Raw genomic sequence first — 18,691 nt, 5'->3', positions numbered from 1 at the left:
TAGAGCAGAGGACTGAAAATCCTCGTGTCGCTGGTTCGATTCCGGCTTTGGGCATTGTGCTTTTCAAAGCACTTTTGAAAAACTTCAGAAATTCCATGCGGGTGTAGTTCAATGGTAGAACACCAGCCTTCCAAGCTGGATACGTGGGTTCGATTCCCATCACCCGCTTTAACAAAAGAAACCCATTTTTGGCATTAGTCAAAAATGGGTTTCTTTTTATTTCCAGACCTTTCTCCCCTTAAGATACAGACTTAAGATACAGACTTGCCCTTTTTGCTTTTTGCTACAAAAATATTGTTCGAGACAAAAAAAAGCCAATTGGGAACATAATCTATCTGCCATAGGAGAGATGGATTATTATGTATAAATATGTATAATTATACATCTCGAATGAATGGAGGTAATATGAAACTATCTAATTTTAAAATTAAAGGAGTATCATCAATTGTAAGAGATCGTCAGTTAAATAGTAAAATATTAAATGGTACATCCGGACTAGATGTGGTACCGGATAAGTTTTCTAAAAGAGGAGATTTAGTATTAGTTAGGGTAGCGGCTGAGAATTCCGGCTATTGTTCTTTAGAAAATATTAACGGGCGTTCAGAAAGCTTATACCAAGGTGATTATTTTATAGGGGTATTGGGGAATCGATATTCATGTCAAAACTATTATGGACATTGGGATGCAGCACCATTATCATCAGCGAAAATCAGTCTGCTGACAAATGGGGGAATCATTGGAATATGTGACGATGCACCTCTATACAAGGGAATGCAAATAGAACTGGAACCTATTGGAGTGCTGGCTGATAAAGAATCAGCTATTAACATATTTACGCAGTATGAAACAGTTAACATAATTCCAATCGAAAAACCTCTAATTTTTGTATGCGCTACATCTGGAGAGACTGGAAAGACCACTGTAACAAAAAATATTATTAAAGAAATTAAAAAAATCAATCCTCTATTAAAAATTGCGGGTGTGAAGCTTTCTGGAACTGGCTGCATGGAAGACATTTTAGAAATGAAAGATGCAGGCGCTGATGCGGTAGCGGATTTATGCGATGTTGGTGTAGTTTCGTCGTATGATGATTACGAAATAATTCGAATAGGAATTCTTCGTCTCCTGTCATTGAAAAAATTTGAATCAATGGACGCTTTCATTTGTGAATTTGGCGGTGATTTCACAGGCGGAAATGTTAATAATGTTCTTCAAGATCGGGAAATTATGAAACATGTTAAACGAATCGTATTTAATTATTATGATGTTGCTGGCTTAATAGCTGCTAAAACTTTATTTAAAAATTGGGGTATAGATTTTAATAAGGTTTTTATAGCTCATAATATTTTTAGGAATATAACTGCAATCAATAAGCGCTTAGTTAATTGGGATATACCATTTGCATCGTATGATGTTAATCATCTCAGTGAACGCATAAAATTGGCAAAGGATATTATCAGTGAAATTCAATAAAAGAAGGGAGAATTTAGATATGAAAACAATAAATAGTATATATGAATTAACCTGTGAAGAAATAGAAAAAATTGTTGATTTCGGAATTTATTATAAACATAACTATGATAAGTACTTGGATGCTTGTAAAGGAAAAACATTATTGATGTTGTTTGAAAAAACTTCAACGAGAACAAGGGTTTCTTTTGAAAGTGGATTGTCTAAAATGGGTGGGCATGCGATTTACTTAAACTATGATTCCAGTAATATCGTTCTTTCTGAATTAAAAGATGAGATTAGATATATAGAAAGAAACACAGATATTATCATGGCAAGACTTAAGCAAAATGATGACTTCAAGATTATTTCTGATAATGTGAAAATACCGGTGATAAATGGATGCTGTAATTTATTTCATCCGTGTCAGGTTCTTGCGGATCTGATGACGATGAAAGAAAAGTTTGGTACAATCCATGAACTTAAACTCACCTATGCAGGGAACAGAACAAATGTTAGCAATGATTTAACATCAGCTATATTAAAATTTGGAGGAACATTTTATCTTGCTCCTAATGGATCATTTACAGGATACCAGTCAACAAGTGAAAAATGTCTCATTGAAAGACAAGATAAGCAGTTTCAGACAGAAAGATATGTCTCTTGCGATGATATAGTAAATTGCCTGCGACAAAGCGATATAGTATATACGGATTCGTGGATAAATATGGAAAGTTTTAATGATCCTGAAAAGGCACAGGAGAATAAGGAAATTATTAAAAAATACCTTCCTTATCAGCTTAATAATCAAGTTTTCGATGTAAACCCTAAGATCACTGTTATGCATGACATGCCTATGCATATAAACTATGAAATTACCAGAGATGTAATAGAAAATAGTAATTCTATTATTTTTGATCAGGCAGAAAATCGTATGTGGGTACAAAATGCGTTAATATTAATTTTGCTAGACTTATATGAGGAGGGATTGTAATGAAAACAATAATTTTTTTATATGACTATTCGTATTTAAATGAATCTATTGAAAAGAAGTGCAATGAGTATTATAAGATACTCATTGTTCAAAAAAATAAATTTAAGGATTCTGAAACAAAAAGAAAGATTTTTGATGAAATTATTATTGTGGATGATATCTTTTCCTTAGAGGGAATGTCTCAGGTAATGAGCGATATTTCTATGAAACATGATATTTACCGAATTATAACATCTTATGAAAATACCATTGAAGTTGCCGGATATTTAAGGAGTAGGTTCCATATCCCGGGTATTGATTATGAAACCAGTATTTTGGTACGTGACAAATACAAGATGAAGGCTCTATTGAAAGATAATAATATTGTGACTGCTGCTTTCGACTATATTTCTGATATAGATTCCGCAAAATTATTTATACATAGTCATGGATATCCAGTCATAGTTAAACCAGTAAATGGAGCTGCGACGAAAGCTACTTATAAAATCAATAATGAGGAGGAACTGAAGCGTTTTCATACGAATAATTTTGCATCAAAATATTTGATCGAAAAATATATTTCAGGCAAGGAATATCACGTTGATGCTGTTGTTCAGGACGGTATTGTTATGATTCAGTCAGTAGCAAGTTATTTGAACAATATGCTGGATTGTATTGAAGGAAAAAACAAAATAGGCTCCATCGCTTATCCGGGGAAATACCTTAAAAAAGGCATTGTAGCAGATATGCTCAAAATAAACCAAAAGGTTATTCAATCGATTGGAATAAAGAATTCTGTTTGTCATTCCGAATTTTTTGTTACTCCTTATGGTGATATTATATTTAGCGAAATAGCTGCACGAATCGGCGGCGGCCCTCTCATTTCCCCTTTAGTTGAAAACACACAGGGTGTTAATTTGTACGATGCTGTTATCGATGTTGAACTTGAAAATAAAATAATTATCTCTGAGTCAATCAGCAATGATTTTATTGGTTTCATATGTTTTAATTCCGAGAATGGAGAAATTAAAGCAATAAGTAATAAAAAAGATTTTGCAGAGATGGAAGGTCTGGTTCTGGTTCAGATAGATAAAAAAGTAGGAGACACAATACAAGATATTACAAATACGACCATACGTTGTGGTCATATTATTTTAAAAGACTCAGATTTTAGTAGCTTAGAAAATAAATTGATTTATGCATTTGACAAATTTTTTGTTGAGGTAGGGTAATGAGTAAAAATGAAATCACCGACAAAGAGATTCAGTTAATATTGGAGGAGATAAAAAATACTCTAATAGTAAATAAGCAAATGTTAGCTGAATTACTGACAGAAAATACTTTAAAGCCAATTCGATTTTCTAATAGGGAAGTGCAGCGGTGCATTGATATTTTAGAGGATGGCAAAGGGTTCGTCAAATGGAATGTGTTAAAAAGTGGGGGCGTTGATGATCCAGATAAACAACTGTTCTGGCGAGAAAAAAGAATCCCTTTGGGAAATGTACTAGGTTTAACACCATTCAGTTCTCCATATAGTTCATTCATACATAAATTTGCAAATAGTTTTATCTGTAAGAATACTTTTTATTTCAAACCATCCATGTATGCGTTAGACTGCAGTAAAAAAATATTTGAATTAGTGAAAGAATCTATTGGCAGCAAATATAGAGAGGTCCTGCAGCTGATTGAATTAGATGATAATAGTATGGAGTCTCAAATGAACTATGATTTATATGACTGCATTTTGTTTACTGGAAAAAGTGAGACTGCAAGAAGGATAAAATCGAAGATCAAGAATAAAAAGGCGGTTTTTGAAACTGGTTCGTCAGCTATGACTTATATTAGTGCTTATGCTGATTTGGAGCTAGCCGCAGAAAATATTGCTAGGGGAGCTTTTGACCAAAACGGTATGCGCTGTGTAGGTGCAAAAAATGTTTTCATCCATTCCAAAGTTTTTAATAAGTTTTTAGATGAAGTTATAGATCTGGTTAATAATCTCAATTGTGGAGACATCTTTCAAGAATCTACAGATATAGGTCCATTAAGAAAGGATTTACTTCCGGGACTAAAAGCTATCATTCATGATTTGATTGATCACGGATATATTCCAATGGCTGGAGGACAGATCAAAAGGGATATTTTAATGCCAACAATACTTTATGATGATAATACAGGGTATCTTTCAACAATGGAGGCTTTTGGTCCTATACTTTGTATACATAAAGTAGAAAGTATTGATGATATACCGTGTGAGTATTTTAAACGGAGTAGTTTATCCTCCGCAATTTACTCAGATTCGTTGACGGAAACTAATAAATGGATAAGTTTATCTTCAACATGCTCAAACATTTATATAAACCACGGACCAACCGAACGGTTTGATTATTTGCCATTTGGAGGTTTTGAAGATGAAAATGACGGGAAAGAAGGTTTTTGGAATCTATACAATTTACTCACCAAAGAGCAAATAATCTATCAAAGAATTTAAGTTTCCTTATAACACTGCTATCGAACCTGATGATTTGCATAGGAAGAGAGTAGTTCGTACGCATCAGGAGGACTTCTTATTGAATTTATATCAATTTTCAGATAATCGTTGTTTAAGAATTCTTTTGGCTAATTTTATAACCAATATTGGAAATGGTCTACATATCTTGACCGTTGGAAAGATACTTTATGATTTTACAGGTCAAACATTGAGTTTTGGATTTGTGTACATTATAGAGGCGTTAATGAGTATTACGCTTCAAATTTATGCCGGTTTCTTAGTAGATAACTATAAAGCAAAGAATGTATTAGTCTTTAGCGATCTATTAAGAGGGATTACTGTTATATTATGTTGTCTTGGATGTATTTATTTTGACCATGTTTTCTTGTTTATAATTATAATAACTTTTGTAATAAATATTGCTAAGCCATTTTACAGAAGTGCTTCCTTTGTGATAATCACAAAAATTCTTGATGATGAAGAAGAAATAAATAAGTTTAATGGGTTTCAATCAAGTTTTATTCAAGCTGGTCAGATCATAGGGATTGCTCTTGTTGGTGTTCTCATGCTATTTATTTCTCCATATACAATACTTATTATTAATGGAGCTTCTTTTTCACTTTCGGCAATATGTTTGATTACAGTGAAAGTGAATGATAATTTGAATAAATATACATACAGCAATTGTTCCTTAAAGAACTTAGTTCCAGATTGGGTAAACTTGTTTAAGCAATTATTAAAAAATAAGCAATTATTAACTTTAGTAGTTGTAGCGACAGGAGATTATCTATTTGTAAACTTTTTTAATTTGTCATTGGCTCCATTAGTTTCAGAGCGTCTAAACAATGAGTCTCTGTGGTTATCTGTTTTAGATATGAGTTTTGCCATCTCATCAATCTTACCAGGTGTTCTATGGCCGATAATTTCAAAACGAGATGTCAATTACCTGGTGCTGATTTGTCTTTTTTTTAACACATTATCATTTATTGTTTTATCCTTTGCCAGAGCAAAAATAATAATTCTTTTTATGAGTTTTATGATTGGTGGAGCTACCGCAGCCTCTAATATATTATTATACACAAAGATTCAATTTCTTAGTGAACAAAATATGAGAGGTAAAATTGCTTCTATGCGTAATTTGTTATTTTCTTTATTAACGGTTTCGCTAATTCCACTGGTAACACAAACTCAAAGTATATCCTTGTCTAAGGGATTTGTTTTATGCGGTATAATTGTATTTATATATCTGATTATTTATATTGTTGCTGTTAAGAAAAATATTGTGAGGTTTTAAAAATGAATATTAAGTCATTTATTGATCATCTAAAAATGCTTGGTATAAGTAAATATATTGGGGTTCCCGATTCAACCTTATCTGATTTCTGCAAAGCACTTAACGAAGAGGATGAAAAAGGCTTAACTTATACAGTTGCGGTCAATGAAGGTAGCGCAACAGCAATTGCAATTGGTGATTATTTATCTACAAAAAAAGTTTCTTGTGTATTTATGCAGAATTCAGGAATTGGAAATATGCTTAACCCTTTAGCTTCAATTGCTAATTCTGCAATATACAGCATCCCAATACTATTTGTCATAGGCTGGCGAGGAGAATATGCTTTTCAAGATGAACCTCAGCATGCTTTTCAAGGGAAAATAACCTTGGAACTTCTGAAAACGTTAGATGTCGATTACAGTATACTTGATCGTAATACAACAGAAGGCGATTTTGAAGAATATATTTCTATCGCCATGGAGTGTTTAAAAAACGGAAAGCAGTATGCATTTATCGTACGACCAGGAACTTTTTATTCGTATAAAAAATATTTAGAGTATGAAAATCATTTTGAAATTAGCCGCTTTGAAGCAATTAAAAAAATAATTGATTCTTTGGATGATAGTTCCTTAATCATTTCCACGACTGGAAAGATTTCAAGAGAGTTCATGAAAGTGAAAGGCGATTTGTCCAATTCATTTTTATGTGTTGGAGGTATGGGGTATGCCTCTGCGATTTCTCTGGGTATTGCTAGAAATGCAAAAACAAAAAAGGTATTTTGCTTAGACGGAGATGGTTCAAGTTTAATGCATATGGGGAATATTGCTTTTATTGGAAATTCAGGTATCCCAAATGTATATCATTTTGTGTTAAACAATCTTGCGCATGAATCCGTTGGAGGACTTCCTACAAACATGGAAAAAGTCGCATTCTCAAAAATAGCCACAGCATGTAATTATAAAAAAACATTTTATGTAAGATATATGTCAGAATTAGAAGATGTTTTGGCTAATATAAAAATGATGGAAGGTCCCGTTATGATTGAAATTGGTGTTAAAAATGAATCCTGTGAGGAACTTCCGAGGCCGGAAGATTTAAATCATTTGAAAAAAGAATTTATGACATCACTTGTGGACTAGATAAGTGAGATTATCGGACTGTGTAAAGAGGGGAAATATGAAAAAGGTATATACTTGTTTTAGTACAGATATTATTCATGAAGGCCATCTTAAAATATTAAATGAGGCAAAAAAATATGGAAAAGTAATCGTAGGGGTATTAAGTGATGAAGCATCGATAAAGTTTGATCGTTTTCCAAGTATTAGTTTCAAAGAAAGGCTACACTTAATTAGCTCTCTCGAAAATGTAGATGAGGTAGTTATACAAAAAGAAATTTCATATGAAAACATACTAAACGAGATAAAACCGAATTACGTAATACATGGTGATAACTGGAAAAAAGGCCCGTTGCAGAATATTCGTTTAGAAGTCATAGAATTATTAAATAATTGGAGAGGTGAGTTGATTGAGATTCCTTATAAATTCACAGAAGATATGATGGAATTAGAAAGGAACGCCAAAGAGATGTTAGCTATGCCTGAATATAGACGAGGGCGGATGAGACAACTATTAGAAAAAAGAAAAATAACAAAAGCAATTGAAGTACATAATGGGATTACTGGATTAATAGCGGAAAAAACTGTAATATTTAACGATAAAGAAGTTGATCAATTTGATGCGATGTGGGTATCTAGTCTATGTGATTCTATTTCAAAGGGAAAGCCTGATATTGAATTAATTGATATGTCATCGAGATTAAAAACAATTGATGAAATTTTGGATGTAACCACAAAACCTATTATATTAGATGGTGATACTGGGGGGCTTGTGGAACATTTTGTTTATAATGTGAAGACTTTAGAAAGGATGGGCGTTTCTGCAATTATAATAGAAGATAAAATTGGATTAAAAAAGAACTCTCTATTTGGTGTTGAAGCAAATCAAAATCAAGATACCATTGATAACTTTTGTCAAAAAATCAGGGCTGGAAGGAATGCCATTCGTGATAAAAGTTTTATGATTATTGCTAGAATTGAAAGCCTTATTTTAAAAATGGGAGTAGAGGATGCTCTTAATAGAGCATTTGCATATGTTAAAGCAGGTGCTGATGGAATCATGATTCATTCTAAGGAAAATACGCCAGATGAGATATTTGACTTTTGTGATAAATTTAGAGAATATGATTCGGTAACTCCAATAGTGGTTGTCCCCACCTCATATAATAAAGTGACAGAAGAAGAATTATATAATCATGGAGTTAATATTGTTATTTATGCAAATCAATTAACAAGAAGTGCATATCCTGCGATGAAAAAAGTTGCCGAAAATATATTGTTGAACCATTCAGCCAATGTAATTGATAAAGAATTAATGTCAATAGCAAATATTTTGTCATTAATAGAAACACTATAGTGATACTGATGGCTCCTACTGTCTAAAATGCTTTTTGTCAATGTACCTTGTTTTGGATAGATTTTTATAATGATAGGAACTTTGTTGGTTGTATTTCGCACGAAACAGAGCAGGGAAAGACAGTCCGAAATGGCCAATGCTCCCTTGAGTAAAGATGCAGACTTAATTCACCCCATGGAATTATTTAGGACATTAAAAGGCCAATTTAAAACAGATTGTTCACAATAGCAAAACAAATATTGTACAATAAAATGAATATACTTTTATCCCTATGAATCGAAAGCCCTCCAAGTCTGTTGCAGTCCGGTAAAGCGTTGTGAATTTTCTCTCCTATGCGATTGCCCAGAACGGCGGGGGCTTTGTTATAATATTTTCGCAGTCCATTTTAAGGAGGAGTTTCAATGAGTTATGAAAGCAAACCATCTCAGTTCACCTGGGAATCCCTTGGAAACATTGATGAGGGAAGAAAAAATATGGGCTCTGATGTACCGGTGCTTGTTTACCGTCTGCTGCAATACACCTTAAAGGATATCCTGGAGCGGGAATACGACGAGGAGACTTCCAGCCGCTTATTTAGGGCTGCCGGGCACTTGGCAGGCAAAGAACTGGCTAAAAATGTACTGGACCTTTCGGGTGATTTTGATTTCTTCATCGCCAACTTGACGAATAAGCTGATGGAGCTAAAGATAGGTATCCTGCGCATGGAACAAGTGGACATGGATTCCCTGTCATTTACTCTGACCGTTTCAGAGGATCTGGATTGTTCCGGCCTTCCAATTTCAGGAAAGACGGTCTGTGATTATGATGAAGGTTTTATTGCAGGGATTCTGGAAGTCTACAGCGGATGCCGGTTCCGTGTGAAAGAGATTGATTGCTGGTCTACCGGAGACCGGACCTGCCGGTTTGCGGCTGAGAGCCTGGGATAAGGGGGCGGCGGGAGTAGAGGTATGAGTCGTGATAAGGAGGCAGGGGATGAACCAGGAAGATCATACGATGCTTATGAAAATACAGAATTTATTTGAGAATCTGCTGTCCGGGAAACAATGTGATATTGTGGAGGCAGATGACTCTGCGCCGGAATGGCAGAAGCTTATTGGACAGATCAATCAATTGATTCAAGATATCAATGAAATGAACCACCTGGCGATTGACTTATCGGAAGGAAGGCTGAATGGACCGCTTCCTGCCAGATGCAATTATCTGTCCGGTCCCCTTAAGCAGCTGCACTCGCGGCTCTCCGTTTTGACCCAGAGCGGGAAACTGCTTAAAGAAGGATATGTAGTCAGCAAGCTTGAGTATTCTGGAGAACTGTTTGAAATGTTTAACGGATTGATCGACCGGATTGCAGACGCATCCATAAAAGATAACGGGGAGGCAGCCGGGAAGATACCAGCACCTGTCAGCAGCTGGCGTTATCATCAAATCCTTCAGGCGCTTGATCTCCTTCATATTTCCGTATTAGAGGCAGACTTCGGCGGACATATAGTATATGCCAATCGCCCTGCGAAACGGATATTGGGGGATATTGAATATTTAACAATTCAGCAGGTACAGGGCAATGTCCTGTTGGCCTTGATCGCAGAGCTTGGTGGGCAGGATAACTTTCCGGTTTTTCGTGAAGTTTTTGATGACAGCAATAACACATGGTATCGGATAATGTCAAACAGGTGCATGCTGCCCAATGGTCAGGTGCTGTACCTGTATGTTATCGAGGATGTCAGCGATTGGAAAACCAGAGAACACCGCTTGCAGATGTCTGCGTCGACAGATAACATGACGGGTGCATACAACCGGGAAGCAGGGCTGAAGGAACTGGAAAAGACCTTGTTATACAGCGATGTTCCTAGTTGCCTGGTCTTTATTGACATTGACAACTTAAAGATGATCAATGATACATACGGTCACGATGAGGGTGATTATACCATTAAGAGCATTGCGAAGGTGATTTTACACTCTGTTCGCAGTTCGGATGTTGTCTGCCGATATGGCGGCGATGAATTTTTCATCATCTTTAAAAACTGTATGGAGAATACTGCTGAAAAAATCATAGCAAGAATGCACTGTGTACTGAAAAAGCTGGAGTGCACTGATTCAAAGCCCTACGGGTTGTCGTTCAGCCACGGCATTTTGTCTTTTAACTCCGAATCTGGATATACTACATCAAATCTTTTGCAGGAAGCAGACCGGAGAATGTATGCGTGCAAAAAGAACAAAAAGAAAGAGCAGATTTAACCTCATCAAGTAGCGAAGCGGATTGTGAATATCCGATTGACTAACCGGGATTGTAAATCGGGGCAAGGCTGCAGAAAACGGCTTGCCCTGATTCTATTTTATCCTGTCTGGTTTTCTCTTAACCTGGGAATATGGACCCTGGCCAGGAATGTCTTGTTTTTAAAATCCTCTTCATATATTACAAATCCACCCAAACTTTCTGCAATTTGTTCTACGATTCTCAGCCCCAGTCCGTGACATTGCTTTTCTGGCTTTGTTGTAAGGAATTTTCCGTTATATACGTGTGATTTGCCGTCATAGGAATTGACCATCTGAAGCGTGACCCACTTCAGTTCGTTGGTACTGACAATTTCTATAAACCGATCTGAAACCGGGACCTTTCGGCATGCTTCCACCGCATTGTTGGTAAAATTCGAAAAAATACGGACTGCATCAATTGTCGACAGCCCTGTGTTACGAGGGATAAATACGTTTGATGAAAGGCGAATTTTATTTTCTTCACAAATATTGGTAAGATCCTGAAGCATGGCGTCCAGAATAACGCTGTCGGAATACTTTTTATGGACGACCACTTTTTTCTGCATCTCTTCAAACATGTCATCAATCAGCAGAAGAGCTTTTTCATTTTCATTTGTCCGGATCAATGATTTTAATACTACCATCATGGACCTGTAGTCATGCTTGAATGCACGGAAGCTTTCCGTGTATTTCTGATATGATTTGTAATGCCGTACCTGCCGTTCGTACTGCTCCTCCAGCATTTCCGTTCTCCATTGGTACTCCTGCAGTTCCGTGCTCCGGATCGATTGGTAAATGGCGTAGAAGAGCATGCCAATGGTTAGGACATAAGCTCCTAAGCCTACTTTCACATACCACTTGCCGTAAGGAGATAAGATGTTATTGGATGAAAATATACCATAAGGAAATAGATCACGTCCGGAATTAATGACAACTAAATTGACTGCGGCCGTAATTTCATATACGACGACATATTTAAGCTGATTGCGGTTATGCAAAAAGAGCTTCAGCTTGTCATCGGGGAGAATGGTCTTATATAAAATTGTAAGGAATAAAAGTACCAAAGGAAGAACCAAAACGGTGCTTGCATAGTAGGTCTCTATATTAGAAAGATCATGGCCGAAGAAAATAAACGCGCTGATTACTGCAAGTATGCCGCGGAAGCAGTAAGCGCATAATACCGAGCAGCTTCCGCCGTAGACTGCCTGCAGCCAGTCCATTCCAGTGGAAAAGCGCAGCCCTATGGTCATGGCGATCATGATTACCGGAAGCCTTACCCATCGTATGCCTGATGGGTTTAAGAAGATATACGATGCGGCAATAATTGCCAGAATAAGCATAACTTGAATAGGCCTTCTCTTTTGTATAGGAAAAAGCTTACGGTAGTAAAGCAGAAAAAAATAATAATACAGGAGAACCACTGGGATAACAATATAGATCATAGCTTCTCCTTCTTCTAAGATAAACTTTTGGAGGTGTAAATATGAAAACGCGAAATATAATCAGAAAATGCCTTTTTCAGGGATTGAACGTAAGTGACTCCTACTGGAACTGTTTCTCCGGTTTTTAACTGGACGGTCTGCTGCCTGAAGGTCACGATGTAGGGCAGATGAATCAGGTAAGAACGGTGTGACCGCACAAAGTCTTTTCCGGAAAGCCTTTTTTCTATGCGTTCCATGCTGCCATAGAATTTCGCCGTTTTTCCATCGCTGTAATGCACCGTTACAATTCTTTGCCAAATTTCAAAATAGGAGATTTGATGGATCGGGACCGCGCTTGTCTTGCCGTCAAATTCAAAAGTAAATAATTCATCCTCCTTTTTTGAGGCAAGCTCTGCTGCTTTTAAGAAAACTTCCTCAAATTTCTCTGTACTTGTATTATCCTTTAAAAGATATTGGAGAGCATTTACATCAAATGCCTCATAAACATAATCTTCATAACTGGTTAAAAAGACGATTTGGGCTTTGCAGTCGCAATCCCGCAGCTTACGCGCCGTCTCCATCCCGTCTGTTTTACCCATCATGACATCTAAAAATATAATATCTGTTTGTTCAGGGGCTTCGGAAAAATGAAAAAGCAAGGATTCTCCGCTAAGATAACTGGAAAGCTGGATCTTTATCTGATGCTTCTCCGCAATTTGGGAAATTAACTCCGCGTATTGATTAATCGCACACCGGTTGTCATCGCATAATGCTATTTTCAGCATATTTTGTTTAACTCCCTTCTTCATATAAAACTAGTTTATTAATTGTCTATTATGATCCTCTCTTCCTATTGCTCCACCTATTTTTATTGACCAGCTCATTTCCTTTTATGCTGGGAAATGCCAGAATGTCTAAAGGGGCTTATCATTCGTTTAGACCTTACGGTTATATGATAATATTTAGGATTGGATACGTCAAGTAATTAATCCTTAACAATGTCTTGTAACCAAAGTTATAGTAATAATGGTATATTTTTTACTTATCTGTTATAATAATAACTGGATATTTCTTAGCTTTTTGGATACTTTTACAGGAGGATTGAGCCATGAAAATTACCGTGATTTATGCAACGCAGAGAAAGTCAAAATCCAGTACTTACAACATTGCACAGCGATTTGTTCGGAATCTTTCAGGAACAGACTCTGTAAAAGAATTTTTTCTCCCAAAAGATATGCCAAATTTTTGCATAGGCTGTTGGAACTGCTTTACCAATTACAGGAAGTGTCCGGATTATGGGTATCTGAAACCGATTTTAGAGTCCATGCTTGAAGCTGACTTACTGATTTTTACGGCACCAGTTTATGTTTATCATGTTCCGGGGCAGATGAAGGCGTTTCTTGACCATTTTGGGTACCAATGGATGGCCCATCAGCCGAGAAAGGAAATGTTTCATAAGCAGGTTCTTCTCATTTCTACGGCTGCAGGTGCAGGAACCAGGTCAGCACTGCGGGATTTAAAGGATAGCATGACCTTTTGGGGCATTTCACATATTTATACATTTGGAAGGAATGTCTATGGAAGTGATTGGGATACTGTGGCAGGCAAAAGGAAGGCAAAGCTGCATAAGGAAATTGACAGGCTTTCAGATAAAATCAAAGGAAAAAACAAGCCTGTAACTCCTTCTTTGAAGGTCAAAACTCTATTTTATGCCATGAGGTTTATGCACAAACAGTTTCACTTTAACCCTGTGGATGTAAATTACTGGGAATCCATGGGATGGCTTGAAAAAGAAAGGCCATGGTAATGTAGATTTATTAACCTTTTGATCTGTATTCATATGAATTTTCCAAATTTAACCTCATCAAGCAGCGACGCGGATTACCCAGGCAAACTGGAAAAGGGAATATAACCGGAAATCAAAATTAATTTGGCAGGTGCAACAATGGGACATTTAGGCTTTTCCTATATTGGGCTGATTTTCTTACTTATGTTAATAATTCCTAATCTCATATGGACAAGATACCAGCCGGAAGGGTATGATTCTCAAGGTGAGAATAAGATACTTCTGATTTTTGAACGTGCGGGCCAGATTCTAGTCACCTGTGGGGCACTTATTTTTTCTGATCTTAATCTTCGCAGTTGGACCCCATGGTCCTTATGGCTGGTTGCTGCGGCGTTATTCATGATTCTTTATGAAGGCTGGTGGATCAAATATTTCAGAAGCCAGAAGACAGTGGCTGACTTTTACAGCAGTTTTTGCGGCGTTCCTGTGGCTGGTGCATCATTGCCTGTTGCTGCGTTCTTTCTTCTGGGCGTATATGGGAAGGTGGTCTGGCTTTTGATATCCACGGTGATTTTGGGAATCGGGCATATTGGTATTCATCTGCAGCATCGATGCGCTGGAAGCAGCCAATCCGCAAAGATATAAAAGCAGTATGCAAGCACTGATTTGCAAAGACATTCAAAATGCCCTGGAAAGCATTAATCGCGTACAACGAGAAATATAAACATGCCATCAAACCTGAGCCTCGCAAAATGACTGGATCCCGGTCATGGAGCGAGGCTCTTTTTCGTTATGAAAATGGGGTGTCCATCGCCTTATGCACTATGATAAGGGCCGATTTTTAAAGAATACGAGTAAACTTGTATGCAATCTTTTGATGGGAAATTTTTCGGGAAAATATGGCATTTATTTGTGAAAAAAATCAGAAGATTGCAAAAAGGCAAAAAAAAAATGTGGAAAATGCTAATGAAATAGTTGATTTTAAAGAATGGATATGATATATTTTACAAAGTAAACAATTAGAAAATGAATGTAAAACACGTATTTCGAGTACTGATATGCATTTGGCGGGATACTGATGTGCAATCCTGGCAAGTGCTTGTGTGCAATTGGATAAAACAGTTTTCATAGGGAGGCAAAAGAGTGATGGAAGTGGAAGTAGGAAAAAGTGACCAGAGGAGCGACATCTATAATCAGCTGCGTATGCAGATATTGAATCTGGATATTCGGCCAGGTGAACGCCTAAGTGAAAATATTCTGTCCAGTCAGATGAATGCCAGCCGGACGATGGTGAGAGATGCGCTTTCCCGCCTGGTAGAGGAAGGATATATTGTCGTTTATCCTCAGAGAGGAACTGAGGTCACGCTGCTTGACAGCGAACGAATCAGGCAGGCCGTTTTTTCTCATAATGTGCTGGAACAGGCAATCATTGAGGAGATCTGCCGCCAGGGTCTTACAAAATCTCAGCTTGAACAGCTGGAAGAGGTCCTTAACTATCAGAAGTACGAGATAGATAAAGAAAATCCCATTGATTTTCTGATCGTGGAGCAGCAGCTTCATTATCTGCTTTCTACCTTTTGCAGCCATGAGTATGTCTGGGAGGTTTTCCGGACCATGGATTGTGATTTGCTGCGTTTGAATTATCTTCAATATACGACATTTAACTATAAGACAGACATGTCTTCCCTGACGAGCCTTGAGCACGTCCAGGTGGAAGGACGCCTTTTGCTTGATAATCTGAAGCGCCGGGATGCAGAAGCAGCATGCCTGATCTGTGCCAATCATTTTAATTCGGTTCTTTGGAATGCGGGGACGCTTCGGGGAATCTATCCACAGTTCTTTTCCGGGCAGGCGTAAAAACCGGCCCGGATAGAAATAAATTTTTATTATTATGAAGAACGCCCTACGGGCATACCTTTACACCCGATAAAGCGGGGTGGGCACTGTCCCAAAAGCATGGGCAGAAAAGATGAAAGGAGTATGGGGAAAGATTTTAGAGAGACTGCCGCCTTAAGGGAGCGGCAAAAGAGTTTGCATTGCATGGAGAATAAAAAGTCATAGGAGGTATTACTTTGGAGTACATTATTGGAATCATATTATTAATTTCGTTCTTTGGCCTAGCGTATTACTGTATCAAGGGTCATAACCTGATGATCGGCTTCCTGCTGATTACGCTTCTTTGGACCATCCTTCCAATTGGAGGAACATTTTTTGCAAGTGAGTCATTCCTGGCGTCTAATCCAGTCTTACAGTTTGGAAAAGACAACACACTGATTGCTGCCTTAAACAAGATTTACCAGTCTGCCCCTGAAGGCTGGGGAACCACTCTGGTAAACGTTTGCTGGGGTGCCTGGTTTGGCCGCGTGCTTATGGATACCGGAATTGCTTCCACTCTGATCCGTAAGACCGTTGAATTAGGCGGAGATAAGCCATTTGTTACAGTAGCACTGTTAAACATTGTTACGGCTTTGATCTTCACTGCCATGACAGGAGCCGGCCCGGTTATCGCAATCGGCGTTATCGTGCTTCCAATTCTTATGTCTTTGGGTATTCCCAAGTCTGTTGCACTGTTTACTTTTATGGGTTCCGTTGCATCAGGTATTTACTTAAACCCGGTAAACTTTGCACAGTACCGTGCATTCTTTATTAAGCCGGAAGAGATGCCAGAGTTTACCCTTGGCTGGTATGCATCACACTGGGGTTATGCTGCCCTTGTTATCATGCTGGTTGCAACAACAGTACTTGCCGCATTCTATTTAAAACGTGCAAAAACCGTACATGCATGGGCTGCTCAGACACGCGGAACAGCATCTGAACAGAAGAATGCTCCTTTCTACACCCTGCTTCTTCCTATTGTGCCGGTTGTTCTTAAGATCTGGCTGGATTTCTCCGTAATCGGCGGCTTTGTAATCGCAGGATTCCTGGCTCTGTTCCTTTGCGGAAGAATGAATGGAACGTTCAAAGAGAACTGCCAGCTTGTTAACAAGCTGTTCTATGATGGTGTTGTTGATACCGCTCCACTAGTAGGCTTCCTTCTTACTCTGCCTATGTTTAACCAGGTAGCAGCTTATGCTTCTCCTTATTTCAAGGTGATTTTAGGCAACGTAATGCCAAAGAGTGAGATCGTTGTCTGTATCGTATTTGCTGTTCTGCTTTGCATGGGATTGTTCCGTGGACCGATGACTCTGGTTGGCTGTGGAGCCGCAACCCTTGGCGTGTTGTCCAATGTTGCTTCCTTCTCTGTACCGTTCTTATATGCGGTATTCGCTATTCCGACAATCACAGTAAATATCGGAAGCTGTATCACCCAGTCATGGGTTGCATGGGGACTAGCTTATACAAAGGTTGAATCAAGAGATTTCTTAAAGCTGTCCATCCCCAATGCATATCTTACCGGTGTGCTGCAGTATATCGCAACCTTTATTATGCTGGGCGGACTTGGAGCCGCATGGTTCCTTTCATAACAGGCACAGCTTTAATTTAGAACAGATCTTCAACTCGAACTCTAAAAACCTAAGATAGATCACCCATAGGTCCGGGCGCGCCTTTGCGCACCCGGACGCTTTTCACAATTCATCTGAATGAGAGAATAAATATTGTTAAAACTAAGGTGCATACACCTAACAAGTATACCTTTATGCCAGAAAGCGTGGCTAAGAAATGGAAAGGAATGGAAAATTAATGGCAGAACGAATACACAGACCGGTTCGTATGGGAATTGACGTAGGCGGTACCTATACCAAATGCGTTGCAATGGATAACGATACCCATGAAATTATCGGAAAAAACGAAGTAAAAACCACACATGACCATAAAGACGGCGTTGCTGCCGGTGTTGTGCAGAGCTTTAAGAACTGCATGAACGAAAATAATATCTCTCCGGAAGATGTGGTTTTCGTGGCTCACTCCACCACCCAGGCTACCAATGCCTTTATTGAGGGCGATGTGGCAAGAGTTGGAGTCGTAGGAGTAGCAGGGGGCGGTCTTGAGGGCTTTCTGGCAAAGCGCCAGCTGGCTTTAAAAGACATTGTGCTGGATGAAAAAGTCGGCCGTATGATCAAGGTGTATAATACCTTTATTAAGAAAAAAATGCTGACAGAAGAGATCATCAATAAGAACATCGATGATCTGCTTGCCCAGGGTTCTCAGGTAATGGTGGCTTCCATGGCCTTTGGTGTGGACAGTATGGGGGAAGAGCAGATGATCCATGACTGCGCAAAGAAGAAAAATGTGCCTGTAACTATGGCTTCCGATATTACAAAACTTTACGGACTTACCCGCCGTACCCGCACGGCGGCAATCAATGCTTCCATTCTGCCGAAGATGATGATGACTGCAAATGCAACAGAAACCTCAGTAAAATCTGCGGGCGTCAACGTACCCTTAATGATCATGAGAGGTGACGGCGGCGTTATGGAAATCGGAGAAATGAGAAAGCGCCCGATCCTGACAGCTCTTTCCGGTCCGGCAGCATCGGTTATGGGCTCCCTCATGTATCTTCGCGCTTCCAATGCCATTTATTTTGAGGTTGGAGGTACCACCACCAATATCGGAGTCATTAAGAACGGCCGTCCTGGCG

16 protein-coding genes and 1 tRNA gene are annotated in these 18,691 nt (G+C 38.2%); 15 read left to right on the top strand and 2 right to left on the bottom strand.

Annotated features, from left to right (window positions below):
• The first annotated feature begins 97 nt into the window (after positions 1–97).
• From RT269_RS26225 to RT269_RS26180, 10 genes are all read left to right on the top strand, one after another.
• A tRNA-Gly gene (locus RT269_RS26225) sits at positions 98–168 on the top strand.
• A 237-nt stretch (positions 169–405) separates the two neighbouring features.
• Entirely contained in the window at positions 406–1,473 is a 1,068-nt protein-coding gene (locus RT269_RS26220; RefSeq protein ID WP_313187097.1) for a hypothetical protein, read from the top strand.
• 19 nt (positions 1,474–1,492) lie between these two features.
• On the top strand, positions 1,493–2,443 hold the full coding sequence (locus tag RT269_RS26215) for an ornithine carbamoyltransferase (RefSeq protein WP_313187096.1): 951 nt from the start codon (positions 1,493–1,495) through the stop codon (positions 2,441–2,443).
• Positions 2,443–3,654 carry an ATP-grasp domain-containing protein gene (locus tag RT269_RS26210; protein WP_313187095.1) on the top strand — a complete coding sequence of 404 codons (1,212 nt, stop codon included), beginning with the start codon at positions 2,443–2,445 and terminating at the stop codon, positions 3,652–3,654. Before RT269_RS26215 ends, RT269_RS26210 begins: the two co-directional genes overlap by 1 nt.
• A complete protein-coding gene (locus RT269_RS26205; protein WP_313187093.1) occupies positions 3,654–4,910 on the top strand; it encodes an aldehyde dehydrogenase in 1,257 nt (418 codons plus the stop codon). The genes RT269_RS26210 and RT269_RS26205 overlap by 1 nt, the downstream gene beginning before the upstream one ends.
• A gap of 79 nt (positions 4,911–4,989) precedes the next feature.
• Positions 4,990–6,204, top strand: a complete 1,215-nt coding sequence (locus tag RT269_RS26200; RefSeq protein ID WP_313187091.1) for an MFS transporter — start codon at positions 4,990–4,992, stop codon at positions 6,202–6,204.
• 2 nt (positions 6,205–6,206) lie between these two features.
• Entirely contained in the window at positions 6,207–7,322 is a 1,116-nt protein-coding gene (aepY, locus tag RT269_RS26195; protein WP_313187089.1) for a phosphonopyruvate decarboxylase, read from the top strand.
• Between the two features lie 37 nt (positions 7,323–7,359).
• Positions 7,360–8,655 (top strand): phosphoenolpyruvate mutase, encoded by a 1,296-nt coding sequence (gene aepX, locus RT269_RS26190; RefSeq protein ID WP_313187087.1) that lies wholly within the window; start codon positions 7,360–7,362, stop codon positions 8,653–8,655.
• A gap of 401 nt (positions 8,656–9,056) precedes the next feature.
• The gene (locus tag RT269_RS26185) at positions 9,057–9,581 is read left to right on the top strand and encodes a V4R domain-containing protein (protein WP_313187086.1); all 525 of its coding nucleotides are present in this window, start codon (positions 9,057–9,059) and stop codon (positions 9,579–9,581) included.
• Positions 9,582–9,627: 46 nt separating this feature from the next.
• A complete protein-coding gene (locus tag RT269_RS26180) occupies positions 9,628–10,887 on the top strand; it encodes a sensor domain-containing diguanylate cyclase (protein WP_313187084.1) in 1,260 nt (419 codons plus the stop codon).
• 98 nt (positions 10,888–10,985) lie between these two features.
• On the opposite strand, the gene RT269_RS26175 is transcribed toward RT269_RS26180, so the two are convergent.
• Complete coding sequence (locus RT269_RS26175; RefSeq protein WP_313187083.1) at positions 10,986–12,347, bottom strand: sensor histidine kinase; 1,362 nt, start codon at positions 12,345–12,347, stop codon at positions 10,986–10,988.
• Between the two features lie 14 nt (positions 12,348–12,361).
• The gene (locus RT269_RS26170; protein WP_313187081.1) at positions 12,362–13,111 is read right to left on the bottom strand and encodes a LytR/AlgR family response regulator transcription factor; all 750 of its coding nucleotides are present in this window, start codon (positions 13,109–13,111) and stop codon (positions 12,362–12,364) included.
• Between the two features lie 323 nt (positions 13,112–13,434).
• Between RT269_RS26170 and RT269_RS26165 the strand changes: the two genes are divergently transcribed.
• The 5 genes from RT269_RS26165 to RT269_RS26145 all read left to right on the top strand — a co-directional run.
• A complete protein-coding gene (locus RT269_RS26165) occupies positions 13,435–14,133 on the top strand; it encodes a flavodoxin family protein (RefSeq protein ID WP_313187080.1) in 699 nt (232 codons plus the stop codon).
• Between the two features lie 138 nt (positions 14,134–14,271).
• Positions 14,272–14,757: a hypothetical protein gene (locus RT269_RS26160; RefSeq protein WP_313187078.1), complete on the top strand. Its 486-nt coding sequence runs from the start codon at positions 14,272–14,274 to the stop codon at positions 14,755–14,757.
• A gap of 501 nt (positions 14,758–15,258) precedes the next feature.
• Positions 15,259–15,969, top strand: coding sequence for a GntR family transcriptional regulator (locus tag RT269_RS26155; protein WP_313187098.1), 711 nt, complete (start codon positions 15,259–15,261; stop codon positions 15,967–15,969).
• A gap of 215 nt (positions 15,970–16,184) precedes the next feature.
• Positions 16,185–17,576, top strand: a complete 1,392-nt coding sequence (locus RT269_RS26150; protein ID WP_313187076.1) for a citrate transporter — start codon at positions 16,185–16,187, stop codon at positions 17,574–17,576.
• A gap of 217 nt (positions 17,577–17,793) precedes the next feature.
• On the top strand, positions 17,794–18,691 hold an 898-nt coding region (locus RT269_RS26145; RefSeq protein WP_313187074.1), incomplete at its 3' end, for a hydantoinase/oxoprolinase family protein.

The organism is Lacrimispora sp. (assembly GCF_032078915.1).
In the GTDB taxonomy this organism is placed as follows: Bacteria; Bacillota; Clostridia; order Lachnospirales; family Lachnospiraceae; genus Lacrimispora.
Note: the sequence above shows the minus strand (reverse complement) of the source record. Positions and strands in the feature narration are given on the sequence as shown.